Annotated in this window: 26 protein-coding genes; 16 read left to right on the top strand and 10 right to left on the bottom strand. The window is 69.2% G+C overall.

Going from position 1 to position 24,003, the window contains the following annotated elements; translation table 11 throughout:
• Positions 1–37 precede the first annotated feature (37 nt).
• From GZ64_RS0116755 to GZ64_RS0116785, 7 genes are all read left to right on the top strand, one after another.
• Positions 38–574: a CGNR zinc finger domain-containing protein gene (locus tag GZ64_RS0116755; RefSeq protein ID WP_029267770.1), complete on the top strand. Its 537-nt coding sequence runs from the start codon at positions 38–40 to the stop codon at positions 572–574.
• Between the two features lie 355 nt (positions 575–929).
• A complete protein-coding gene (locus GZ64_RS0116760) occupies positions 930–1,505 on the top strand; it encodes a glucose-6-phosphate isomerase family protein (protein ID WP_021200322.1) in 576 nt (191 codons plus the stop codon).
• Positions 1,506–1,514: 9 nt separating this feature from the next.
• Positions 1,515–3,005: a xylulokinase gene (gene xylB, locus GZ64_RS0116765; protein WP_029267771.1), complete on the top strand. Its 1,491-nt coding sequence runs from the start codon at positions 1,515–1,517 to the stop codon at positions 3,003–3,005.
• Positions 2,981–3,988 (top strand): phosphoglycerate dehydrogenase, encoded by a 1,008-nt coding sequence (locus GZ64_RS0116770; RefSeq protein WP_029267773.1) that lies wholly within the window; start codon positions 2,981–2,983, stop codon positions 3,986–3,988. The genes xylB and GZ64_RS0116770 overlap by 25 nt, the downstream gene beginning before the upstream one ends.
• Positions 3,985–4,944 carry a shikimate dehydrogenase family protein gene (locus GZ64_RS0116775; protein WP_051668147.1) on the top strand — a complete coding sequence of 320 codons (960 nt, stop codon included), beginning with the start codon at positions 3,985–3,987 and terminating at the stop codon, positions 4,942–4,944. The genes GZ64_RS0116770 and GZ64_RS0116775 overlap by 4 nt, the downstream gene beginning before the upstream one ends.
• Positions 4,944–5,915 (top strand): phosphotriesterase family protein, encoded by a 972-nt coding sequence (locus GZ64_RS0116780; RefSeq protein ID WP_029267777.1) that lies wholly within the window; start codon positions 4,944–4,946, stop codon positions 5,913–5,915. Before GZ64_RS0116775 ends, GZ64_RS0116780 begins: the two co-directional genes overlap by 1 nt.
• An 82-nt stretch (positions 5,916–5,997) precedes the next feature.
• The gene (locus GZ64_RS0116785; RefSeq protein WP_029267779.1) at positions 5,998–6,294 is read left to right on the top strand and encodes a putative quinol monooxygenase; all 297 of its coding nucleotides are present in this window, start codon (positions 5,998–6,000) and stop codon (positions 6,292–6,294) included.
• A gap of 15 nt (positions 6,295–6,309) precedes the next feature.
• On the opposite strand, the gene GZ64_RS0116790 is transcribed toward GZ64_RS0116785, so the two are convergent.
• From GZ64_RS0116790 to GZ64_RS0116810, 5 genes are all read right to left on the bottom strand, one after another.
• Complete coding sequence (locus tag GZ64_RS0116790; RefSeq protein WP_029267782.1) at positions 6,310–6,891, bottom strand: VOC family protein; 582 nt, start codon at positions 6,889–6,891, stop codon at positions 6,310–6,312.
• 142 nt (positions 6,892–7,033) lie between these two features.
• Positions 7,034–8,035 carry an ABC transporter substrate-binding protein gene (locus GZ64_RS0116795; protein WP_021198327.1) on the bottom strand — a complete coding sequence of 334 codons (1,002 nt, stop codon included), beginning with the start codon at positions 8,033–8,035 and terminating at the stop codon, positions 7,034–7,036.
• 155 nt (positions 8,036–8,190) lie between these two features.
• The gene (locus tag GZ64_RS0116800; RefSeq protein ID WP_029258495.1) at positions 8,191–9,225 is read right to left on the bottom strand and encodes an ABC transporter permease; all 1,035 of its coding nucleotides are present in this window, start codon (positions 9,223–9,225) and stop codon (positions 8,191–8,193) included.
• A complete protein-coding gene (locus tag GZ64_RS0116805; RefSeq protein ID WP_021198325.1) occupies positions 9,225–10,727 on the bottom strand; it encodes a sugar ABC transporter ATP-binding protein in 1,503 nt (500 codons plus the stop codon). Before GZ64_RS0116805 ends, GZ64_RS0116800 begins: the two co-directional genes overlap by 1 nt.
• 189 nt (positions 10,728–10,916) lie before the next feature.
• Complete coding sequence (locus tag GZ64_RS0116810; RefSeq protein WP_029258496.1) at positions 10,917–11,786, bottom strand: sugar phosphate isomerase/epimerase family protein; 870 nt, start codon at positions 11,784–11,786, stop codon at positions 10,917–10,919.
• A 211-nt stretch (positions 11,787–11,997) separates the two neighbouring features.
• Between GZ64_RS0116810 and GZ64_RS0116815 the strand changes: the two genes are divergently transcribed.
• Positions 11,998–12,999, top strand: coding sequence for a LacI family DNA-binding transcriptional regulator (locus GZ64_RS0116815; RefSeq protein WP_029258497.1), 1,002 nt, complete (start codon positions 11,998–12,000; stop codon positions 12,997–12,999).
• A 129-nt stretch (positions 13,000–13,128) separates the two neighbouring features.
• Here the strand turns inward: GZ64_RS0116815 and GZ64_RS0116820 are convergent, their stop codons facing one another.
• Genes GZ64_RS0116820 through GZ64_RS0116830 form a run of 3 tightly spaced genes read right to left on the bottom strand, consistent with a single transcriptional unit; the run spans position 13,129 to position 15,864 of the window.
• Positions 13,129–13,548 (bottom strand): RbsD/FucU family protein, encoded by a 420-nt coding sequence (locus GZ64_RS0116820; protein ID WP_021198322.1) that lies wholly within the window; start codon positions 13,546–13,548, stop codon positions 13,129–13,131.
• Positions 13,549–13,595: 47 nt separating this feature from the next.
• The gene (locus GZ64_RS0116825) at positions 13,596–14,582 is read right to left on the bottom strand and encodes an aldo/keto reductase (protein ID WP_029267784.1); all 987 of its coding nucleotides are present in this window, start codon (positions 14,580–14,582) and stop codon (positions 13,596–13,598) included.
• Positions 14,569–15,864, bottom strand: a complete 1,296-nt coding sequence (locus GZ64_RS0116830) for an L-fuconate dehydratase (RefSeq protein ID WP_029267786.1) — start codon at positions 15,862–15,864, stop codon at positions 14,569–14,571. The genes GZ64_RS0116825 and GZ64_RS0116830 overlap by 14 nt, the downstream gene beginning before the upstream one ends.
• Positions 15,865–15,988: 124 nt before the next feature.
• Here GZ64_RS0116830 and GZ64_RS0116835 point away from each other — a divergent pair, with 124 nt between their 5' ends.
• Positions 15,989–16,849, top strand: coding sequence for a fumarylacetoacetate hydrolase family protein (locus GZ64_RS0116835; RefSeq protein ID WP_029258500.1), 861 nt, complete (start codon positions 15,989–15,991; stop codon positions 16,847–16,849).
• Entirely contained in the window at positions 16,831–17,595 is a 765-nt protein-coding gene (locus GZ64_RS0116840) for an SDR family NAD(P)-dependent oxidoreductase (protein WP_029267788.1), read from the top strand. The genes GZ64_RS0116835 and GZ64_RS0116840 overlap by 19 nt, the downstream gene beginning before the upstream one ends.
• Before the next feature lie 167 nt (positions 17,596–17,762).
• Here the strand turns inward: GZ64_RS0116840 and GZ64_RS0116845 are convergent, their stop codons facing one another.
• Positions 17,763–18,737, bottom strand: coding sequence for an amidohydrolase family protein (locus GZ64_RS0116845; protein ID WP_029267790.1), 975 nt, complete (start codon positions 18,735–18,737; stop codon positions 17,763–17,765).
• A 46-nt stretch (positions 18,738–18,783) separates the two neighbouring features.
• Here GZ64_RS0116845 and GZ64_RS0116850 point away from each other — a divergent pair, with 46 nt between their 5' ends.
• Positions 18,784–19,461 carry a FadR/GntR family transcriptional regulator gene (locus GZ64_RS0116850; protein ID WP_029267791.1) on the top strand — a complete coding sequence of 226 codons (678 nt, stop codon included), beginning with the start codon at positions 18,784–18,786 and terminating at the stop codon, positions 19,459–19,461.
• Between the two features lie 29 nt (positions 19,462–19,490).
• Here GZ64_RS0116850 and GZ64_RS0116855 read toward each other — a convergent pair whose 3' ends face one another.
• Positions 19,491–20,153, bottom strand: coding sequence for a transaldolase family protein (locus GZ64_RS0116855; protein ID WP_029267793.1), 663 nt, complete (start codon positions 20,151–20,153; stop codon positions 19,491–19,493).
• A gap of 118 nt (positions 20,154–20,271) precedes the next feature.
• Between GZ64_RS0116855 and GZ64_RS0116860 the strand changes: the two genes are divergently transcribed.
• From GZ64_RS0116860 to GZ64_RS0116880, 5 genes are read left to right on the top strand one after another with little or no spacing between them, the layout of a single operon-like run.
• Positions 20,272–21,246: a ribokinase gene (locus tag GZ64_RS0116860; protein ID WP_029267795.1), complete on the top strand. Its 975-nt coding sequence runs from the start codon at positions 20,272–20,274 to the stop codon at positions 21,244–21,246.
• Between the two features lie 37 nt (positions 21,247–21,283).
• On the top strand, positions 21,284–21,688 hold the full coding sequence (rbsD, locus tag GZ64_RS0116865) for a D-ribose pyranase (protein ID WP_029267797.1): 405 nt from the start codon (positions 21,284–21,286) through the stop codon (positions 21,686–21,688).
• A complete protein-coding gene (locus tag GZ64_RS0116870; protein ID WP_029267799.1) occupies positions 21,688–22,500 on the top strand; it encodes a GntR family transcriptional regulator in 813 nt (270 codons plus the stop codon). The genes rbsD and GZ64_RS0116870 overlap by 1 nt, the downstream gene beginning before the upstream one ends.
• A gap of 42 nt (positions 22,501–22,542) precedes the next feature.
• Positions 22,543–22,899 (top strand): cupin domain-containing protein, encoded by a 357-nt coding sequence (locus GZ64_RS0116875; protein WP_029267801.1) that lies wholly within the window; start codon positions 22,543–22,545, stop codon positions 22,897–22,899.
• Between the two features lie 42 nt (positions 22,900–22,941).
• Positions 22,942–24,000 carry a PLP-dependent cysteine synthase family protein gene (locus GZ64_RS0116880; RefSeq protein WP_029267803.1) on the top strand — a complete coding sequence of 353 codons (1,059 nt, stop codon included), beginning with the start codon at positions 22,942–22,944 and terminating at the stop codon, positions 23,998–24,000.
• Positions 24,001–24,003: the final 3 nt, after the last annotated feature.

Consider the following 24,003-nt stretch of genomic DNA (forward strand, 5'->3'; position numbering starts at 1 on the left):
TCGATGACGCTACTCGCGCGCGCTGTAAGATGTCAACATGATCTTCACCGATGACACGGAGGAGGCGCTGCGGTCCGCCGTCTGGCTGGTGAACTCCGCCGAACAGCCAGACACACTGACCGACCTCGACGATGAAGACACGTTCCTCCGCGAGTTCCCGTACACCGGGCGCCTCGACCGCGACGAGCTCGAGGTGGCGTCGCTGCGCGAGCTGCGTCCACGCCTGCGCACCATGCTGCTGGCACCGCGCGACGAGATGGCCGCGCACGTCAACGCCGCCCTCGCGGAGTCACGCCTCACCCCGGCTCTGCGCCGGCATGACGGCGTGGACTGGCACCTGCACGCCGTCGCCGACGAGCAGCCGTTCGCCGAGCGCATCCTGATCGAGACCGCGATGGCCCTGATCGACGTCATCCGCGCCGACGAGGGGTCGCGTCTCACCGTGTGCGAGGACGACACCTGCCGATCGATCGCCCTCGACCTCTCGCGCAACCGCTCGAAGCGGTACTGCTCGACCACGTGCGCGAACCGCAACGCCGTCGCCGCCTACCGAGCGAGGCTCGCGGCCGAGTGACCCGGCACTGACTCCGACGCCCTCCCCCCGGCTGCGCGCTCCGGCCCCGGCTGACCCCGCGTTCCGGTCGCGCGTGGCCCCCACGTTCCGGTCGCACTTCCTGCCGGGTTTTTCCCGATCAGGCGGCACCATCTGCGCCCGGAGCAGCAGCAACCGGCACCACCTGCGCCCGGAGGACCAGCAGCCGGCACCAACCGCGACCGGAGGACCGCCGCCGACCACCGCACCGCGCGCAGATGCGCGCCGCGGATCGCGCGCGGGAGCGATCCGCTCTGGACGCCACCTGTCATAACAGGTACAGTGAACCTGTCATTACAGGTTGCGCAGCGCCGCAGCACCGTTACGAGGAGCACCGATGCCCGAGTTCCATACCCCGCCGATCTCTCCGATGGCGATCGCCTTCGACGCCGAGAAGCTCACGCTCTCCCCCGAGGGCCCGACCCTCACCCGGCGGATGTCCGACCTCGAGGGGCTCTTCCTCGACGCAGATGCCTGGGCTGCGGCATCGGCCGGCGAGAACCCCGTGGTCTACACGGTCGTCAGCTCCCCCGTGCCCGAGATCGACCGCGAGCTGCCGCAGTCGATCACCACGATCATGCCCGGCGACACCTCCGGCGAGCTCTGGATGACCAAGGGCCACCAGCACCCGGACCACCAGGGCGAGATCTACCTGGCGTTGAAGGGGCAGGGCGGACTGCTGATGTTCGACGGCGAGCGCACCGAGTGGCTCGACATGCTCCCTGGCACGATCGGCTACATCCCTCCGGGCTGGGCTCACCGTTCCGTCAACACCGGCGACGAGCCCTACGCCTTCCTCGCGGTGTACCCGGGAGGAGCAGGACACGACTACGGCTGGGTGCTAGAGCACGGCATGGGCTCGCGCGCCTACCGCGGAGCCTCCGGCGTCGACCTGCGTCCCTACGCGGAATAGGCTCCGGCCATGATCATCGCGCACGACCTGGGCACCACCGGGAACAAGGCGTCGCTGCACCACGATGACGGCCGTCTCGTCGCCTCGGTCACCGTCCCCTACCCCGCGCACTTCGCCGCGGGCGGGGTCGCCGAGCAGGATCCCGCCGACTGGTGGGATGCGGTCGTCTCCGCCACGCGCGATCTGATCGCCCGCACCGGCACGGCCCCGACCGACATCGCCGGACTCGTGGTGAGCGGCCAGATGATGGGTGCCGTGCTGCTCGACGCCCATGGTGAGCCCGCACGCCCGGCGATCATCTGGGCCGACACCAGGGCCGGCGCGCAGCAGCGCGAGCTCGAGGCCGCGATCGGCGCCGAACGCGCCTACGGCATCCTGGGCCACCGCCTCAACCCCACCTACTCCGTCGAGAAGGTCATGTGGGTGCGCGACAACGAGCCCGACACCTGGGCGCGCGTGCGACGCGTCTGCGTCGCGAAGGACTTCATCGTGCTGCGCCTGACCGGGCGCCTCGCGACCGATCGCTCCGACGCGTCGGGCACGAACGCCTACGACCAGGCCGCGGGCACGTGGTCGGACGAGGTGCTGCAGGCTGCGCGCCTCGACCCGGCGTTGTTCCCCGAGATCCTGGAATCCACGCAGATCGCCGGCACGTTGACGGATGCCGCAGCCGACGCCCTCGGCCTCCCCGCGAGCGTGCGTGTGGTGATGGGCGGCGGCGACGGCCCGATGGCCGCCGTCGGCTCGGGTGTCGTCGCGCCGGAGGACGGCCCCTACGTCTGCCTGGGCACATCGTCGTGGATCTCGTTCGCGGCCGACGCCCCGCTGCACGACCCTGCGATGCGTACCTTCACATTCGACAACGTCGTGCCAGGCTCGTTCGTGCCGACCGCCACCATGCAGGCCGGCGGCGCCTCGGTGCAGTGGATCGCCGAGGCCCTCTCCCCCGATCCCGCGCACCCCGAGACCGGACGACTGACGGCCGAGGCCTCCGCCGACGTCGACACCGACGATCTCTACTTCCTCCCTTATCTGCTCGGCGAGCGCTCTCCGATGTGGGATCCGGAGGCGCGGGGCGCATTCGTCGGCCTCGCCCGCCACCACGCCAGGGCGCACCTCGTGCGGGCCGTGCTGGAGGGCACCGCGTTCAACCTGCTCAGCTGCATCCAGGCGTTCCGCGAAGCCGGCGCCGTGATCGACCGCATCGACGCGGTCGGCGGCGGAGCCCAGAGCGACGTGTACCTCTCGGTGCTCGCCGACGTGTGGGGTGTGCCCGTGCGCCGCCGGACGATCGTCGAAGAGGCGAACAGTCTCGGCGCCGCGGTGACCGCCGCGGTCGGGCTCGGCCTCACCGACTTCTCGGCCGCCCGCGCCCTGAGCGAGGTCACGGCCGAGTTCATTCCGGATGCGGCACGTCACGCCGTCTATGCCGAGCGGCACGCCCGCTTCGCCGACGCCTACACGGCTCTCGCGCCGTGGTTCGCCGGACGGCCGCGCTGATGGGCGTCATCCTCGTCACCAGCCGCTCGTTCTCCGATGGCGACCTCGACCTGGTCGAGCGCGCGGCGCAGGCGGGTCACCGCATCCTGCGCGGGCCTGCCCACCACGACCTCGACGAGCTGCGGTCGCTGCTGCACGGTGCCGACGCCTGGATAGCCGGCACCGGGTCCGTCACCGACGCGCATCTCGCCGCGGCCCCGAAGCTCAAGGTCGTCGCCCGCTATGGTGTCGGCACCGAGTCCGTCGATCTCGACGCCGCGCGCGACCGCGGCATCCCGGTGACCAACACCCCCGGTGCCAACGCCGACGCGGTCGCCGACCATGCGGTCGGACTGATGCTCGCGGCCCTCCGCTTCGTGCCCGACGGCGACCGCCGCGTGCGCGCGGGCGACTGGGGTGTGCGGCGTGGTCGCGAGCTCGGCGCCGCCACGGTCGGCATCGTCGGCTTCGGGCGCATCGGTCAGGGTGTCGCGGCACGGCTGAGCGGCTTCGGGCCGCGCGTGCTGGCGGCCGATCCGTTCCTTCCCGACGATGTCGTCCGGGAATGCGGTGCGGACCCCGTCTCGCTCGACGAGTTGTTCCGCGCCGCCGACGTGATCACGCTGCACGCTCCGGGCGGGCAGCGGCTCGTCGACGCCGAGCGCCTCGCCGGCATGCGACCGGGAACCGTGCTGGTCAACACCGCCCGCGGCGACCTGATCGACGAAGCCGCCGTGGCACAGGCGCTGCACGACCGCATCCTCGCCGGCTACGCGGCCGACACCCTCGACGGCGATACCGCGGCGCACGACAGCCCGCTGCTCGCGCCGGAACTCGCCGACCGCGTGATCGTCACCCCGCACCTGGGCGCACAGACCACGCAGGCGGTCGACAACATGGGGTCCCTGTCGCTCGCTGACGTGATCGCGGTCCTCTCCGGCGCCGAGCCCGCCCACCCCGTCCCCAGCCCCGTCCCCGTCGCCGTCCCCGAGGAGACCCGATGACCACCACCGCCGACGTCGTCGCCACCGCACACGCTCCGGCATCCGCCGACTACATGGGCTTCGTCGGGGTGACCACCGCGTCGTCGTCGATCATGAAGGTCTTCCCCCTGTGGGCCGACATCCTGGAGCTGCCGACGCGCACCCTGGTCGGCCACGACCTGCCGATGGATGCCGAGCCCGAGCAGTACCGCGCCATGGTCGAGCAGATCCGCGACGACCCCCATCACCGCGGCGCGCTCGTCACCACGCACAAGATGAACGTGTACGCCGCGGCATCCGACCTGTTCGACGAGCTCGACCCGTTCGCGGTGTCGTGCTCCGAGATCTCCAGCATCGCGAAGCGCGGCACGGTCCTGTCAGGGCGGGCGAAGGATCCGATCACCGTCGACCTGGCCCTGAACGACTTCCTTCCCGCCGATCACTTCGCTCGAACGGGCGGTGCGGTCGTGATCCTCGGGGCCGGTGGATCGGGCACCGCGCTGAGCTGGGCACTGGCCGAGCGGGCCGACGCCCCGTCGAAGATCACGGTCACCGCCCGCACACAGGACAAGCTCGACCACCTGCGCGAGGTGCACCGTCAGCACGGCACCCGCGAGGGCCTGATCGACTACGTCGTGACGGCGACCCCCGCAGACGCGGATGCCCTGGTGGCTGCGGCCCCCGCAGGATCGGTCATCGCGAACGCGACCGGACTCGGCAAGGACCGCCCCGGATCGCCCCTGACCGACGCCGTGGTGTTCCCCGAGGGGGCGTACGCATGGGAGTTCAACTACCGCGGCTCGCTCGAGTTCCTGCACCAGGCCGAGGCTCAGGCATCCGCCCGCGGGCTGCACGTGGTCGACGGGTGGCGCTACTTCATCCATGGCTGGTCGCAGGTGGTGGCCGACGTGTTCGAGCTCGACCTCACGCCCGACGTCGTCGAACGGCTCGCCGAGGCCGCGGAGTCGGTGCGCTGATGCCCGCCGTCGTCCGGACCGTGCTCGGCGACATCGCCCCTGCGCTCCTCGGGCGGGTGGACTATCACGAGCACCTGTTCCAGGTGACTCCGCTGCTGCCGGGCGACGAACTCGACGACGAGAAGGCCTCGGGCGAAGAAGCCGCCCTGCTGCAGGCGAGCGGGTTCGAGACGATGGTGGATGCCACGCCGTTCGGTCTCGCGCGCGACCCCGCAGCCCTCGCCCGGATCAGCGCCTCGACCGGGCTGCACATCGTCGCGACGACCGGACGACACCGGGAGGCCCACTACGGCGCGGACCATCCGATGCAGGTGTGGACCGCCGACCGTCTGGCCGCCCTCTTCATCGCCGACATCACGCGCGGTATGCCCGCCGACGACGGGGAGATCTTCGAGACACCCGAGGCGCCCCTCGCCGCGGCACCCGATGGCAGCCCCGTGCGCGCAGGTCTCCTCAAGGGCGGCGCCGACTACTGGCGCATCAGCCCGTTCGAGCGCACCACCCTGATCGCCGTGGCCGAGGCGCACCGCGCGACGGGCGCCCCGGTCATGGTGCATCTGGAGTTCGGCACGGCAGCCCACGAGGTGCTCGACCTGCTCGGGGCCGAGGGCGTGTCCGCCGACCGTGTCGTGCTGGCGCACGCCGACCGCGACCCCGACCCCGGGCTGCACGCGTCGCTCGCCGAACGCGGTGCCCACCTCGGGTACGACGGCTTCGCGCGTCCGCGCACCCGCTCCGACGCCGAACTGCTCGCCCTGACCGTCGCGGTGGTCGAGCGTGGTGCCGGCGACCGGATCGTGCTCGGCGGCGACGTCGCCCGGCGCACGAGGTACATCGCGTACGGCGGCATGCCCGGACTCGCCTACCTCGGCGACCGCTACCTCCCGCGCCTCCGCGCGGCCGTGGGAGACGAGGCCGTGCATCGAATGCTCGTGTCCACCCCGGCGCGGTTGCTGACCCTCTCGCCCTGACCCTGCCGCCCTGATCCGCGCCCTGAGCACGAGCATGGCCATGAGCATCCGCTTCCACCCCCGACACCCCCGAGGAGACACCGTGTCCGAGCCGACCATCCTGCACGCCACGTTCACCGCCCAGCCCGGAGCCGGCGATCGCGTGGCCGCCCTGGTGCGTGACTTCGCCGAGGTCGTGCGCGCCGAGGAGGGCAACGTCGTCTTCGATGCGACCCGGCTCGTCGACGACCCCGACCGCTTCTTCGTCTACGAGGTCTACCGCGACGAGGCGGCCTTCCAGGCGCACATCGCCGCCCCCGCCGGAGTCCCCTTCAACGTGGCGTTGCAGGAGCTCATCGTCGAACCGACGTCGCAGCTCACCTTCCTCCGCCGCCTCTGACGGCTGCGACGCCGTTCAGCGATCGAGCCGGGGATCCCGCAGGGCTGCCATCGCCTCCACAAGGCTCTCGTGGATGTACTCGAGCTCTGGCGAGGTGAAACTCGACCAGTCGTCTTCGGCGGCATCGTGCCCTTCGGCCTCTCCACCGTCCGTAGATCCGTTCCACGTGGCAACGTCCGCTCCGTCGGCATCCCCCGTCTGATCCTGCGGAACATGGGCGTAGACCCACCAGAGATTTTCCGAGGGGTCGGCGAAGCGCGAGAACGTATCTCCGAAGAAGTCGGTCGGCCGGGTCACGATACGGGCGCCGAGTTCGACGGCTCGTGCGAGCGTTCCCTCGACGTCGTCGACGTACACCTGGAGGAATCCGGGAGTGAAGGGCCAGTCGGGCTTGCGGTCGGCGACAGTGATGACGGAATCGCCGATGCGCAACTCTGAGTGCAGGATCAGTCCGTCGGTGTCGACGGTGCGGGCCTCGGGAACGTCGGTCGCCCCGAAGACCTCGATCACGAAGTCGATGATGCGGGCCGCGTCGTCGGTCATGAGGAAGGGGTTGATGGTGTTCGATCCTGCCGGGAGGGCGGGAGTGCTGCTCATGGTGTGTGTCCTTTCGTCGCGATCACTCTGACAGCCACCCCGGACAGATTCTGTCCTCGATCGTCGAACGCCGCCCCATGCCGGCCCCGAACACGAAGAAGCCCCCCACCCGAAGGTGAGGGGCTTCTTCATGCATGCGGTGTCACTCGTAGAGCACAGCGGCGATCTTCGGGTCGTCGATGTTGCTCTTGTCGTACCAGTACGAACCGGTGTCGTAGAACTTCTCGACGTCCTTGCCGTTGGCGGCGTCGTAGGCCGCCTGCACGACCTGGGCGCCGATGCCGATCGGGTCCTGCGTGATGGCACCGGCCATGGTGCCGTCCTTGATGGCGTTGATCTGTGCGGCACCGGAGTCGAAGCCGACGATGGTGATCTTGCCCTTCTCGAGGCCCAGCTCGTTCACGGCGTTCACGACGCCGATGGCCGAGCCCTCGTTGGTGCCGTAGATGCCCTTGAGGTCGGGGTGTGCCGCGATCAGGGTCTTGGCGATGTCAGCCGACTTGAGGTGGTCGCCGTCGCCGTACTGGATGTCGACGATCTCGATGTCGGGGTAGTCCGCCTTGATCTTGTCGACGAAGCCGTCGCGACGCTCGACACCGGTCGAGTTGATCTGCGAGTGGCCGACGATCGCGACCTGTCCTTCGCCGCCGATCAGGTCGGCCATGTGCTCGGCAGCGAGCGCACCGGCGACCTTGCTGTCGGTGGCCGACAGGCTGAGCCCGACGTCACCGTTGCAGGGGGCGTCGAAGTAGACGACGGGGATGTCCTTCGCCTTGGCCTGCTCGAGCGGAGCGACGCACGCCTCGGGGTCGAGGGCGGCGTAGGCGATGGCGTCCGGGTTCTTGTCGATCGCAGCGGTCAGCATCTCGAGCTGGCCGGCGATCTCGGTCTCGGCTGCGGGGCCCTCGAACGTGATCTTCACGCCGAGCTCCTTCGCCTTGTCCTCTGCACCCTTCTTCACGGCCTGCCAGAACTGGTGCTGGAAGCCCTTCGAGACCATGGCGATGTACATCTCGCCGTCGTTGCTGCCGCCGCTGCTCGAGCCTTCCTCGATCACGTCGCCGCCACCGCCGGCACAGCCGGCGAACACCAGTGCGGATGCGGCCACGAGGGCCACGAGTGCGGTCTTCTTCCCGAATTTCATGAAAACTCCATTGTTTGGGTACGGCTCGGTTTGTTCTGTGTGGATGCCGGACGGGCCGGCGCTGTGGACATTCCAGGTGCCTGTGCGGATGTCTCCGCGGAGCCGGCCGGAGCCGGAGGACGACGACGGGCACGGGTTTCGCCGCCGTCCAGGTCTCAGGTGCGCTGTCGGTTGCGGAGCGAGTCGAGGAACACCGCGAGCAGCACGACCACGCCGACGACGATGTTCTGCCACTCGGGCTGGATCGACATGATGCGCAGGCCGTTCACGAGCACGCTCATGATGAGCGCGCCGATCACGGTGCCGAGGATCGATCCGCGTCCGCCCAGCAGCGAGGTGCCGCCGATGATGACCGCGGCGATCGCCTGCAGTTCGTATCCGGTGCCGATCTGCGGCTGGGCCGAGTCGAGGCGGGAGGCGATGACGATGCCCGCGACGCCGGTGAACGCCCCGGCGAACATGTAGATCAGGATCGTCCAGCGACGCGTGTTGACACCCGAGAGGCGCGTGGCCTCTTCGTTCGATCCGATCGCGAACGTGTAGCGGCCGAGCAGCGTCTTCGACAGCACCAGGTAGGCGATGATCGCGAGCACGGCGGTGACGAGCACGGCGTTCGGGATGCCGGGGATGATCACGCCGAGGGCGATCTTCTTGAAGTCGGGGGCCGAGGTGGAGAAGTAGATCGGTGCGACCCCCGAGATCACGAGGGCGAGGCCGCCGGCGATCATCATCATCGCGAGGGTGGCGATGAACGGAGGAAGCCGGAGGAACGTGATGTTCACGCCGTTGACGAGCCCCATCAGCACGCCGGTCAGGATGCCGCCGATGACGCCGACCCATACCGGGAGCCCCATGTTCGTCACGAAGACACCCGTCATCACGGCGCACAGCGCCATGCCGGTGCCGATCGACAGGTCGATGCCGCCGGTGATGATGACGAAGGTGGTGCCGAGGGCGAGGATGCCGATGACGGCGGTCGACAGCAGCACGGTGGCGATGTTGCTGAAGGTGAAGAAGTTGGGGCTGGCGATCGAGAAGAAGATGATCAGCACGATGAGCGTGCCGAACGCCAGCGACTGCTGGAACTGACGCTTCAGGAACGCCCCGACGTCCCTCTTGTCGGTGTTCTCGTTCACGGCGGTCTGGATGATCGTCGTCGTCGACGATCCGGGCTGCTGCGGAGCGCTCATCAGTCTTCCTCCCCGTGGGCTGCGAGTTGCATGATCTTCTCCTGGCTTGCTTCCTCGTTGCGGAGCGTCCCGGTGATGCGACCGTTGGCGAAGACCGCGATGCGGTTCGCCACACGGAGGATCTCCGGGAGCTCGGATGAGATGACGATGATGGATTTGCCTGCGTCAGCGAGCTGCTGCATGAGGCGGTAGATCTCCTCCTTCGCGCCGACGTCGATCCCTCGGGTCGGCTCGTCGAAGATGAGGATGTCGCAGTCGCGCATCAGCCACCGGGCGATGACGACCTTCTGCTGGTTCCCTCCGGAGAGGAGCTTGACGACCTGGTTGACCGAGGGCGTCTTCACGCGCAGCTGCTGCACGTACTCCTTGGTACGGTTCTTCGCCTTGCTGTCGCCCATCCAGCCGATCGCATTGGCGTAGGAGCCGAGCGATGCGAGCACGGTGTTGAACGTCACGTCCTGCTCGAGCATGAGTCCGAGGAGCTTGCGGTCCTCCGAGAGGTATCCGACACCGTGGTGCACGGCATCCGCCGGCTGGGCGATGCGCACCGCGCGACCGTCGATGGCGATCGTGCCGCTGTCGCGGTGGTCGGCACCGATGACCGCACGGGCGGTCTCGGTGCGACCAGCGCCCATGAGCCCGGCGAAGCCGAGGATCTCACCCTTGTGCAACTGGAACGAGACGTCTTTCAAGAGGCTCTTGGTCGACAGACCCTGCACTTCGAGGACCACGGGGTCGTTCGCGTGCTCGCGGGCCTGGGGGCGGGTCCCCTCGTCGATCACACGCCCGACCATCATCTCGATGATCGTCGGGATGGTGATCTCGGACTTGTCGAGTGATCCGATGTATGTGCCGTCACGCAGGACGGTCACGCGGTCGGCCAGACGGCGCAGCTCGTCCATGCGGTGCGAGATGTAGACGATCCCGGTGCCGCGTGCCTTGAGCTGCTCGATCAGCACGAAGAGCGTCTCGACCTCGGTGTCGGTGAGGGCCGAGGTGGGCTCGTCCATGATGAGGACCTTGGCGTTGAAGGACAGCGCCTTGGCGATCTCGACCATCTGCTGCTCGGCCACCGTGAGCTCGCCGACGAGCTGACGGGGGTTCAGGTGGATGTCGAGGCGCTGCAGCAGGTCGGCGGTCTGCGCGTTCAGCTTGCGCTCCGACAGGAACGGCCCCGTGGTGGGCTCTCGCCCCACGTAGATGTTCTGCGCCACGGTCAGATCGGGCATCAGATTGAGCTCCTGATGGATGATCGTGATGCCGAGCTCCTGCGCCTGGAGGGGGCTCGTGAGCTCGACCTCCTGACCCTCGAACGTGATCGTGCCCTCGTCCTTGGTGTAGATCCCGGAGAGGATCTTCATCAGGGTCGACTTTCCCGCGCCGTTCTCGCCCACGAGCACGAGCACCTCGCCGGCGTGCACCTCGAGGTGCACGTCTTTCAGCGCCTGCACGCCGGGGAATCCTTTGCTGATCCCCTCGACCCGGAGGATGGGTCCACTCATGCGCTCACCTGCTTCCTTGAAGGTTCTGCTTCGACGTCGACGGATCATTCCGTCGCAAACATCGGATCAATTCTGCGTCCTACGCTACGGGCAGCGCAAGTTGTATCTAAATGTATCTAATGACGGCCGGATGGGGAAGACCTGTAATGACATCTTGATCTTCCGATGCTCCCCCGGCCGGATTCCCACTCAGTGGAGGCGGATCGACTCGACCGCCACGAGCTTGTCGCGGATGTACGCGTTCGCGTGGGCGCCGAGTTCGACGTTGTCGTTCCAGAGGTTGCGCCAGATGCCGAGCATGCGGCTGAGGTCGGGGGCGACGACCGCCGACGAGAACGACTCGAAGACGATCGGACCGTCGTAGCCGATGCGGCCGAGCGCCTTGAAGAACGTGTCGAAGTCGACCGTCCCGGTCCCGAGATAGCCACGGTGGCTCTCGCCGATGTGCACGTAGCGCAGGGCGGGGGCGGCATCGAGGACCGGCGCGAACATATCCGACTCCTCGATGTTCATGTGGTACGTGTCGATGTGGATCCCGAGGTTCGGCCGATCGACCTCGGCGACATACTCCAGAGCCTGCCTCGCCGTGTTCAGCACGTTGGTCTCGTAGCGGTTCACGACCTCGAGCGCGACGGAGACCCCACGCTCGGCGGCATGGTCGGCGACCCGCGCGATCGCGGCCTTGCTACTCGCGAGCCCTTCGGCCGTCACCGGCTCCATGTACTTCTTCATGGCGCTGTAGATCACCCCGCAGAAGTGCTGACCGCCCAGATCCGCGAGCACGTCGACGGCTTTCAGGAGCAGGGCTTCGCCGGCCGCGACGATCGTGGGGTCGGAGCTGGTGACGTCGGTCGCCTCGGAGAGTCCGAGCGAGGCGCTGACGGCGAGGTCGTACTCCTCCAACGCGTCCTTCGCGACGGAGACGTCGAACGAGAACGGGTCCATCAGCGGGAACTCGATGAGGTCGAAACCCGCCTCCTTGGTCTTGCGCACCGCCAGACGGATGCCCTCGGCATCGAAGTTCCCCGTCCAGACGAGCCCGTGGCAGCCGATGTTCATGAGACCTCTCCCAGCGGGTGTGCGGCACCGTCGCCGTCCGGGGTTGGCACGTGCCAACCCCGGTGTGCGAGTCACGCTACGTCGGTCGGACGAGCCCTGTCAAGAACTTTCTTGGCACGTTGCAACTCCTCCGATATCCTGAGGCCGCCGACGTGGTCAGGAGCCCCGACCGACGCGGCGACGATGAAGACAAAGATGACGAAGGAGCCCCATGCCCGCGAGCGTCAAGGACGTCGCCGCCCTCGCCGGAGTCTCCTCCTCCACCGTCTCCAACTACCTCAACCATCCGCACGTGCTCGGAGCCGCGACGCGGGAGCGGGTGCGCGCGGCGGTCGAACAACTCGGCTTCGTGCCGAACGAATCCGCCCGGCAGCTGCGTGCAGGATCGAGCAAGGCTCTCGCGCTCATCCTTCTCGACGCCTGGCTGCCCTACTTCCACGACCTCTCGCGTGGGGTCGAGGACGTGGCGCGAGAGGGCGGCTGGTCGCTGTTCTTCAGCAACAGCAATCGCGACGACGCGCAGGAGCGGCGCAACCTCGACATGTTCGAGGCGCACCGGGTGCAGGGCATCGTCATCTATCCGCTCGGCGACGTGGTGCCGCGCCTGGAGGGGCTCGCCGATCGCGGCATCCGTTCGGTCGTCGTGGGCCCGATCCCCGACTCGTCGAAGGTCGCCTCCGTGCTGTTCGACGACCGCGCCGGGGGGCGGCTCGCCGGCGAGCATCTCGTCGGACTCGGGCGAGAGCACATCCTGTTCCTCGGCAATCCGGCCGTGAGTCAGTCGAACGACCGCCTGGCCGGGCTGCGCGAAGCGGTGGCCGGCACCGACGTGACGGTATCCACGATCGAGGTACCGCACCTGGCGACAGAGGACGGCCTGCAGGCCGGCGCGCAGATCATCGCGATGCCCGCCTCCGAACGACCCGACGCCGTGTTCGCGGCGAACGACATGGTGGCGCTCGGCGTGCTCACCACGCTGCTGCGCCACGGAATCCGCGTGCCCGAGGAGATCGCGCTGGTCGGCTTCGACGACGTGGCGCAGGCCCACCAGGGCGTCGTACCGCTCACGAGCGTGCGGCAACCCGGCTACGAGATCGGCCGCGCCGCCGGGGCCGCCCTGCTGCAGCAGCTCGCCGATCCCTCGGCTCCCCCGCCTGCGACGACGCCGTTCCCTGCCGAGCTCATCGTGCGGGAATCGACCGTCGGTCGCTGAACTCGGCGTTCACAACTCCCGGTGTTCACAGCTCCCGGGTGTTCACAACTCAGGAGAAGAGAGCAGCTCAGAGTCGAAACGGCCGATCCGGCCGCCTCCGCCGAGGCCGTTCCCGGGTGGTGAACGGCGTCACGCCGACGCGTGCCCGACGACACCCTTGCGCAGCAGCGCGTTGCCGTACTTGCGGGTCTCGCCCGTGCGCACGAGCAGGTACGCGGCCTTCGCGACCTCGTAGTAGGCGAACCGCTCGACGAAAGCCGTCGTATCCACGGCCGTCCCCGCCGCGGCCATCAGCTCGTTCTGCACGTCGAGCACCTCGCCGTCAGCCGAGGTCATCAGGTCGATACCGGGCGCATCATCCAGAGGGAGCACCGTGCGGATGGCCGCCACGACCTCGGGGGTCGTCGTGCCGGGGAGATCGATCACCCGTGCGCCCAGACCCCATGCCGGGAAATGCGCGTCGGCGACGACCACGGCATCGGAGTGCCCCATGCGATCGAGGTGCAGCAGCAGCTCTCCGGTGAGCAGGGGATGGATTCCTTCGAGCACGAGTGCTCCTCTCGGTGAGGCGTCGGGTGATTCCGGCGACGGGTCGATCAGGCGGGGATGAGCCCTTCCGCCGCCAGGTTCTCCCACAGGGCCGTCGGGATCTCGATCGCTGCGTACTCCGCATTCTGCCGCAGCTGCGCCGGGCGGCTGCCGCCCACCACGACCGATCGCACGACGTCGGACTGCAGCGGGAACTGAATCGCCGCCGCGGGGAGCGGCACGTCGTGGTCGGCGCACACGGCGGCGATCCGCACGAGCCGGTCCCACAGCTCGTCCGGCAGCTGCCCGTACTCGTAGCGTCCGTCGCGACGCGGCTCGCTCGACGCGAGCAGACCCGAGTTGAAGACGGATGCCGCCACGATCCCGGTCCCGGTCTCGCGGCATGCGGGCAGCACATCGACCGCAGCCGGCTGTTCGAGGAGCGTGTAGCGACCGGCCACCATGACGAGGTCGAGGTCGGCCGAGCGCACGGCCGCCGCGAGCGCATCCGACACCATCGAGCCGATGCCGATCGCGGTCACCTCGCCATCGGCGCGCAACCCCTCCATCGCGGGCAGAGCCTCGGCGAGCGCGAGGTCGAGGTCGTGCCGCTCAGGGTCATGCAGGTAGAGAAGGTCGATGCGCTCGATGCCGAGGCGCTCGCGCGACTCGTCGACGCTCGTGCGGATACCCGCTTCCGAGAAGTCCCACACGCGCTGCAGGTCATCGGGAACGTGGAAGTCGTTCGCGGTGTCGAGACCGCCGCCGACGTGGTCGGGGTTCGGCCGCAGCAGGCGCCCGGCCTTGGTCGAGAGCACGTACTCGTCACGCGGCTTGGTCTGCAGGAAGGCCCCGAGCCGACGCTCGGAGAGTCCGAGCCCGTAATGCGGCGCCGTGTCGTAGAAGCGGATGCCGCTCTCCCACGCGGCATCCAGCACGGCCCAGGCCTCGTCATCGGTCAGCGGCCGAAACAGGTTGCCCACGTTCGCGGCACCGTAGCCGAGCGACGGGACGGTCAGGCGGTCAGGCACTCCCGCGCGATCAGGCACCGACATGTGCACCCTTCCAGGTGTAGGTCGCGATGCTGTCGGCCTTCATCTCCATGCCCGTTCCCGGCGCGGTGGGTGCCATGTACGAACCGCCCTGGATGTCGGTGGGCACGACGAAGTGCTCGTGCAGGTGGTCGACGAACTCGATCATGCGGCCCTCACGCGTGCCGGTGACGGCGACGAAGTCGAACATGGACAGGTGCTGCACAGCCTCGCACAGGCCCACACCGCCGGCGTGCGGGCAGACCGGCACGTCGAACTTCGCGGCGAGCAGCAGGTTGGCGATGTTCTCGTTCACGCCGGCGACGCGCACGGCGTCGATCTGCATGACGGAGATCGCCTCGGCCTGCAGCAGCTGCTTGAAGATGACGCGGTTCTGGGCGTGCTCGCCCGTCGCGACGCGGATCGGTGCGACGCCGCGAGCGATCTCGGCGTGACCGAGCACGTCGTCGGGGCTGGTGGGCTCCTCGATCCAGGCGGGGTGGAACTCGGCGAGCGCGTTGACCCACTCGATAGCCTCCGACACCTCCCAGCGCTGGTTCGCGTCGATCGCGATCGGGAAGTCGGGCCCGCACACCTCACGCGCCTTGCGGAAGCGGCGGATGTCGTCGTCGAGGTCGGCGCCGACCTTGAGCTTGATCTGGGTGAAGCCGTCGGCCATCGCTTCGCGGGCGAGGCGCTCGAGCTTCTCGTCGGAGTAGCCGAGCCATCCGGGGCTCGTGGTGTAGCCGGGATATCCGGAGGCGAGCAGTTGCTGTTCCCTCTCGGCCCGACCGGGCTCGGCGGCACGCAGGATCTCGAGGGCGTCGTCGCGGGTGAGGGCGTTGGTGAGGTACCGGAAGTCGACGAGGTCGACGAGCTCCTCCGGCGTCATACGGGCGAGCAGCTGCCAGAGCGGAAGGCCGGCGCGCTTGGCCTTGATGTCCCACAGCGCGTTGATGACCGCGCCGATGGCCATGTGCATGACGCCCTTCTCCGGCCCGAGCCAGCGCAGTTGCGAGTCGCCGATGATGTCGCGGAACGTGCCGCCCATGTCGTCGAGGAGGGGCTCGATCTCGCGACCCACCAGGTGACCTGCCAGCGCGTCGATGGCCGCGACCTGCACGTCGTTGCCGCGGCCGATCGTGAAGACGAACGCGTGGCCATCGATGTCGTCGTCGGCGTCGGTGCGCACGATGACGTACGCGGCCGAGTAGTCGGGGTCGGGGTTCATCGCGTCCGACCCGTCCAGGCTCAGGGACGTGGGGAAGCGGATGTCGGTGGTGTCGAGGGCGACGATACGGCTCACGGGATTCCTCTCGATGCGCGGCTGATTTCTTCCGCGCGGATCTCTTGGAGTGTAAACATCGGATGTCTATACTGTCAACGAGACCGGCCGCCTCATCGCGGCCTCCCGACCGATCAGGAGAAACATGAAGTTCGCGCGGCTCGGCACCCCCGGGAATGAGATCCCCGTCCTCGTGGAGGGCGACCGATACCTCGACCTCCGCCCCGTAACATCCGATGTGAACGGCGATTTCCTCGAGGGTGACTTCGTCGCCCGCGTCGTTGCCGCCCGCGATGCCGGAGACCTCCCCGAACTCGCGGACGCCGCATCGCTGCGCGTCGGCGCCCCGATCGCCCGCCCGAGTGCCGTGATCTGCATCGGCATGAACTACGCCGCTCACGCCGCCGAGTCGGGGTCGGAGCCGCCCACCATCCCGATCCTCTTCCTCAAGACGCCGAACACGGTCGTGGGCCCGAACGATGCGGTCACGATCCCGCGCGGCAGCGAGAAGACCGACTGGGAGGTCGAGCTCGGCATCGTGATCGGCACCCGCACCGCCTACCTCGACTCCCCCGACGAGTCGATGGCGCACGTGGCCGGCTTCGTCGCCGCGAACGACGTCTCCGAGCGCGACTTCCAGATGGCCGTCTCGGGCGGGCAGTGGTCGAAAGGCAAGATCGCGGCCGGCTTCAACCCCACCGGGCCCTGGCTCGTCACCCCCGACGAGGTGGATCACCACGCGCTCGGTCTTCGCAGCTTCGTGAACGGCGAGCCGCGGCAGGACTCGAACACGAGCGACATGATCTTCACCGTCGAGCACATCGTGCACCACCTCTCGCAGTACGTGACGCTGGAGCCCGGTGACCTCATCCTCACCGGCACGCCGCAGGGCGTCGCCCTGTCGGGCAAGTACCCCTATCTCGCCGCGGGCGACGTGGTCGAGATCGAGATCGACGGCCTCGGCCGTCAACGGCAGGAGTTCGTGGCATGGGAGGCCCGGAAGTGAGCGCATTGAACGGACTGGTGGCGATCGTCACCGGTGGAGCATCAGGGATCGGCGTGGCGATCGCCCAGCGTCTGCACGCCGACGGAGCGCGCATCGCGGTCCTCGACCGGGACACCACGGCGGCCGACCCCGCCTTCGCCGCCTTCACAGCCGATGTCTCCGACCGCAAGAGTGTCGACGCGGCGGTGAGCGCCGTGGCCGAGCGGTTCGGGCGCATCGACATCGTCGTCAACAACGCCGGCATCGGCGCACAGGGCGACATCACCGCGAACGACGACGACGAGTGGGCGCGCGTGCTCTCGGTCAACGTCACGGGCATCGCCCGCGTCACCTCGGCAGCCCTCCCCTGGCTGCGGAAGTCTCCGTCCGCCGCGGTCTGCAACACGGCATCCATCGCCTCCACGACAGGGTTGCCGCAACGGGCGCTCTACAGCGCGTCGAAGGGAGCCGTCGCAGCCCTCACCCGCGCGATGGCAGCCGACCACCTGCGCGAGGGCATCCGTGTGAACGCGGTCAACCCCGGCACCGCCGACACCCCGTGGGTGGGCCGACTGCTCGATTCGGCAGCCGACCCCGCCGCCGAGCGCGCCGCCCTCGAAGCACGCCAGCCGCACGGACGCCTGGTCAGCCCCGACGAGGTCGCCGCTGCGGTCGCCTACCTCGTGAGCCCCGCAGCGGGATCGACCACCGGCACCTTCATCGAGGTCGACGGCGGTATGGCCCAGCTGCGCCTGCGCGCGGAGTAGCATCCGCCTGCGTTCCGGTCGCAGTTGACGCCGCCTCCGTCGCGCGAGGGCGGCAACAATTGCGACCGGAAGCGCAGAGACCGACGCCGGACGACGGCAACTGCGACCGGCACCACCGAGACCGACCCCACGGCAGCAACCGCGACCGGAGCCGCAGGAATGCCGGGCTAGCCGCGGTGACCGCGGATCCAGCCCCGGAGGCCGGAGCGCGGAGCAGCATCAGACGGGATCTGCCGCGGCTGAGCGGTGCGATAGAACCGCTCGGCGTTCCCCCACAGGAGGGCGTCGAGGTCGTGGCCCCGCGACTCCGCCCACGCGACGACGGTGTCGGCCCAGCGCGACCGCGCGGTGGGCTGGTACGTCGCGGAGCCCTCCTCCGGCGCGTGCGGGTCGCCGGGCTCGGCGGGGCCGATGGCCGAGACCGGCCAGTCACTCCCCCACATCAGGCGCTCGATCCCGAAGGCATCCGCCGCCACGTCGAGGAACGGCTCCAGCTGCTCGGCGTTCCAGTCTCCGCCTGCCTCTCCCGGTAGGCCGGAGAGCTTGCAGAAGGTGTGCGGATGACGGGCGAGTTCGGCGAGATCGCGAGCCCACTCCGCCGACGGCGGGAGCGGCGAGGCCGCCGTGCCGACGGCGGGCTTGCCGAGATGGTCGAGCACGATCCGCAGCTCCGGGATCGCACCGGCGAAACGGGCGATCTCCGGGAGCTGATCGGCGCGCACGCACGCGTCGAAGGTCAGATCGCGCGCGGCGACCTCACGCGCGCCGGTCACGAACGCGGCCGAGACGGCCAGTCCGTCCGGCTCGCCCTGCAGGTTGTGCCGCACTCCGACGACGAGGGGCTCGGCCATGAGCCCCTCCAGGTGCGCGACCGTGTCGGTTCCCCGGTCGAGACGGATGCCGGCGACGATCCCGACGATGCCGAGCGCAGGCGCCAGCCCCGCGATCCACTGCACCTCGTCGAGGAAGTCGTCTTCGATGGTCTCCGCCTGCACGAACACCGACTTCTCCGGGTGCGCGGCGGACAGGCGGGCGAGCTCCAGCTCCCGGTCGGCGAACCGGTACGCCAGCGGCCCCTCGAGCCAGGTGTAGGTCAGCACCTCCGGATCCCAGAGGTGCAGGTGTGAATCGAGAACGCGCATGGCTCCATCCTGCCGGAGACATCCGATCAATCGCTAGGATGACGCCATGGCAGTCACCGACGAGGCGATCGAGAAGATCAAGGCGATGATCGTGGCGGGCGAGCTCGCCCCCGGCGATCGCCTTCCCCCCGAGAAGGAGCTTTCCGAGCGGCTCGGCCTCTCCCGCAGCTCGATGCGCGAGGCGGTCAAGGCGCTGGAGGTCATCCGGGTCCTCGACGTGCGACGCGGCGACGGCACCTACGTGACGAGCCTCGAACCGCATCTGCTGCTGGAGGCGATCGCGTTCGTCGTCGATATGCACGACGACGACTCGATGCTCGAGATCTTCGCGGTGCGCCGCATGCTGGAGTCGCAGGCAACAGGGCTGGCGGCCACCCTCGGCACGGAGAAGCAGATCGCCGAGCTGCAGGACGAGGTCGATGCGGTCGACGCGGCGGTGACCATCGAGTCTCTGGTCGACCACGACATCCGGTTCCATCGCGAGATCGTCGCGATGTCCGGCAACGCGTACCTCGCGAGTCTGATCGAGCATCTGAGCAGTCAGACCGTGCGCGCCCGCGTGTGGCGCGGCCTCACCGAGGGCGGCGCGGTCGAGCGCACCCTGTCCGAGCACCGGGCCATCGCCGACGCGATCGCCCAGCACGACTCCGCCCTCGCGACCTCGCTCGCCACCGCGCATATCGCGGGCGTGGAGCGCTGGCTGCGCCAGGCCGCGGCGAGCTGACCCCGCCTGCGGACTTCAGCAGACCACGCTCACGCGCCCAGGCGCACCATCGCGGCGTCGAACTCGGCGGCCGAGCTGTCGCTCACCTCATGGAAGAGCACCCGGTCGAGCACGTTCGGCGCAGCGGTGAAGTACGGCACTCCTGCAAGGCGCAGACCGGTGATGTCGTCCGGCGAGCGCAGCGATGCGGCGAGCACGTTCGAGTCGCTCCCCGCGCACACCTCCTGCATGCGGGCGATCGTCGCGTCGCCGTCGAGGCCCGCGTCGCGCATCCGTCCGAGGTATGGAGCGATGTACTGCGCACCGATCGAGGCGCACGCGAGGGCCTGCGCGACCGAGTACACGGCGGTGACCAGCACGGTGGCGCCGTCGCGCACGAGAGCGGATGCGGCGGCGAAGCCCGCCGCCGTGGCCGGGACCTTCACGGCCACGCGGTCGCCCAGTGCGCGGATGCCCTCGGCATTGCGGAGGAAGGACGCGGCGTCGCCGCCCCAGGTCTGGAAGAAGATCTCGCGCGCCCCCTCCGACTCCCACCGGGCGTAGAGCTCGGGGATCTCGGCGGCGGTGCGGCCTCCCCGTTCGAGGATGGTCGGGTTGGTGGTGACACCGTGCACCACGCCGGCGGCGAGCAGTCGGGAGACACGGTCGACGTCGGCGCTGTCGACGTACAGGCGTGGCGCGATCGGGTTCATCAGGGACTCCTCGCGGACAACCTGTCGTTACAGGTGCGGTTTCGGCTAATGTAATGACAGCCACCGCGGTCTGTCAAAGCGTCGGCTACGCCTGCCGTCGAGGAAGATCAGGAGCGAGATGACCCCCGCACACCCCGAGGACCGTACCGGCGTCGTCATCGTCGGCAGCGTCACGGCCGATGTGACCACCTTCTCCGGGCGTCTGCCCGCCAGGGGCGAGACGATTCTCGGGGACGAGTTCACGCTCATGCTGGGCGGCAAGGGCGCGAACCAGGCTGTCGCCGCCGGGCGCTCCGGTGCGCGCACGAGCTTCGTCGGCTGCGTCGGAGACGACCTGTTCCACGACCTGGTCGTCGACGGGCTGACCGCGGCCGGCGTCGACCTCGCGCACCTGCGCACGGTCCCCGGCCCGACAGGCGTGGCGCACATCCGCGTCGACTCGTCGGCGCAGAACGACATCGTCATGGTTCCGCTCGCCAATGCCGCCCTCAGCGCCGCGCAGATCGACGAGGCGCTCGCAGCCCTCGCCCCCACGACCTCGGTGCTGCTCACCCAGCTCGAGACGCCCTCCGCGCTCACCGCCCACATCACCGCGCGCGGTCGCGAGCACGGCATGACCGTGATCCTCGATCCCGCCCCGGCCGCCGAGCTCGACGCCGAGATCTGGCGGAGCATCGACATCGTCACCCCCAACGAGACCGAGGCGACGCTGATCAGCGGTATCGAGGTGACGGATGCCGCGTCGGCCGAGCAGGCCGGACGCTGGTTCCTCGCCCAGGGGGTCGGCGCCGCCGTGATCACCCTCGCGGGCCAGGGCTCGTGCGTCGTGACGGCCGAGGGCGCATCCGTGATCCCGCCGTTCCCGGTGGAGGCGGTCGACACGACCGCGGCGGGCGACGCCTACGCCGGCTATCTCGGCGCGGCCCTGGCGAATGGCAGCACCCTGGCGGATGCGGTGCGCCTGGCGACCGCCGCGGGCGCACTGACCGTCACGAAGCAGGGGGCATCACCGAGCCTCCCCCACCGCGCCGATGTCGACGCGTTCCTGGCGGAGCGCAGCTCAGCGCACGCCCCCGCACCCGTCGCGAGCTGAACCTGCGAACCGAGCATCCGGAGAACCGAGGAGACACATGCGCAAGACGGCCACCACGATCAATCCCGCGCTGTCCCGCGTGATCAGCGAGACCGGGCACACCGATCTGATCGTCGTCACCGACGCAGGCCTGCCCATCCCCCTGGGATCCGAGCGCATCGACCTGGCGTATCGCCCGGGGGCTCCGGCCTTCCTCGACGTGCTCGACACCGTGCTCGCCGAGCTGGTGGTCGAGGGGGCGACGGTCTCGGCCGAGGTCGCCGAGAAGAGCCCGGAGGTGCTGGCCGCACTGCGCGAGCGGTTCGCCGGCATGGGGTTCGAGATCGACCTCGTGCCGCATGTGGAGTTCAAGAAGCTCAGTCACGGCGCACGGGCGTTCGTGCGGTCCGGCGAGTTCACCCCCTACGCGAACGTGATCCTGCACGCGGGGGTGGCGTACTGATGGCCATCGTCGACGACGCGATCGACCGGCACTCCGCCGCGCCCATGTACGACCAGCTGCGCCAGCTGATCATCGACGGCATCGCCCGCGACGGCCTGCAGCCGGGCGACCCGCTGCCCGGCGAGCACCGCCTGTGCGAGCGCTACGGCATCTCGCGCACCGTCGTGCGCCAGGCGCTCGCCCAGCTGGAGCACGAGGGGCTCGTCGAACGGGTGAAGGGCAAGGGCACGTTCGTCTCCCGCCCCCGCACCAGCGAGAGCCTGGTGCACACGCTCGTCGGTCTGTACGACGACGTCGAGCGCCGCGGCGGACATGTGCACAGCGATGTGCTGCGGCACGAGCAGACGACGGCTGACGAGGAGGTCGCACTCGCCCTGGAGGTGCCGGTCGGATCCCCGGTCGTCGTGCTCGAGCGTCTGCGCCACGTCGACGGCGAACCGTGGTCGCTCTCGACGACCTGGATGCCGGAGGCCGTCGGATCCGTCACCCTCGGCGCCGACCTCTCCGAGGGATCGCTCTATCGACTGCTCGCCGACAACGACATCGTCGCGACGCACGGTGTGCGCTCGGCGGAGGCGACCGTGGCCACGCACGAGCAGGCTCAGCACCTGGGCGTGAGCGCCGGTTCGGCACTGCTGCGTCTACGCAGCGTCAGCCGCAGCGCCGACGGCACGCCCATCGAGTACTTCATCGCGTATCACCGCGGCGACCGTTCGCGTTTCGAGTTCCAGTTGCAGCAGGAGCAGTCTCAGGCATCGCTCCTGCACGTCGACGGCGACGGCGGGGCCTCCCCGGCCGGAACGGTCGGCTGAGGAGCCCTGTCGGCGGTACCGCGCCGGGTGTACCGTCACCGCATGATCACCGACGATCCCACCCTCACCGACCCCGACCACTACCGCACGCTCTGGGAGAACGAGCACGTCCGCGTGCTCGACTACACCGATGAGCCCGGCGACAAGACGACGCCGCACGATCATCCGAACAGCGTTCTGGTCACCCTCAGCGGCTTCTCCCGCCGCCTCAGCCTGGGCGACCGCTCCTTCGACACCGTCCTCGCCGCGGGACAGGCCGTGTGGTTGCCCGCGCAGCGTCATTCCGGCGAGAACACCGGAACGACGCCGACGCACACCATCCTCATCGAGCTCAAGGGCGATGCGGCAGGCGAGCCGACCTCCACCCACCTCGGCCCCGAGCGTCCCGCCGCCGCGTGATCGACCAGGGCGCCCGGCCGAGTGGCAGGTAGTGTCGAGGGCATGAGCGACTGGACCAGCACCGCGATCGCCCTGCTGGAAGCCGATGCCAACCGCAGCGCCGACACGCACCTGCACCTCTTCCCGCTGCCGCCCGAGTGGGGCATCGACCTGTACCTCAAGGACGAGTCCGTGCACCCGACGGGCTCCCTCAAGCACCGCCTCGCGCGTTCGCTGATCCTCTACGGCCTGGTCAACGGACGCATCCGCGAAGACACCACGCTCGTCGAGTCGTCGAGCGGATCGACCGCCGTGTCCGAGGCGTACTTCGCCCGCATGCTCGGGTTGCCGTTCATCACGGTCGTGCCCCGTTCGACCGTGCAGGAGAAGATCGACCTCATCGAGTTCTACGGCGGCACGTGCCACTTCGTCGACCGTGCGGAGGACATGTCGCCCGAGGCCCAACGTCTGGCCTCCGACTGCACCGGCCACTACCTCGACCAGTTCACGTTCGCCGAGCGCGCGACCGACTGGCGCGGCAACAACAACATCGCCGAGAGCGTGTTCAGCCAGCTCGCTCAGGAGCGGCATCCGATCCCCACCTGGATCGTCACGGGCGCCGGAACCGGCGGCACGAGTGCCACGTTCGGCCGGTACGTGAAGTATCGCCGACATGACACGAAGGTCGCGGTCGTCGACCCCGAAGGCTCGGCCTTCTACGACGGCTGGGCAGGGACCGTGGATCCGCCGGCCGGGCGCCCGAGCCGCATCGAGGGCATCGGCCGCCCCCGGGTCGAGGCCTCGTTCGTGCCGACCGTGATCGACGAGATGATCCAGGTGCCGGATGCCGGGTCGATCGCCGCGATCCGCCTGCTGCGCGAGCGCACCCTGCACTGGGCCGGCGGCTCGACCGGCACCAACCTCTACGGTGCGTTCCAGCTCATCGCCCGGATGCGGGCCGCGGGCGAGACCGGCAGTGTCGTGACCCTGATCTGCGACAGCGGCGTCCGCTACGCCGGCACCTACTACTCCGACGAGTGGGTCGCCGCCCAAGGCTGGGACCTCGCCCCGCACCGCGCGCGCCTCGATACGTTCCTGGAGTCCGGGGTCTGGGGGGACTGAGGG

The sequence above is a fragment of the Microbacterium sp. Cr-K32 genome (assembly GCF_000708345.1).
Lineage (GTDB): Bacteria > Actinomycetota > Actinomycetes > Actinomycetales > Microbacteriaceae > Microbacterium > Microbacterium maritypicum_A.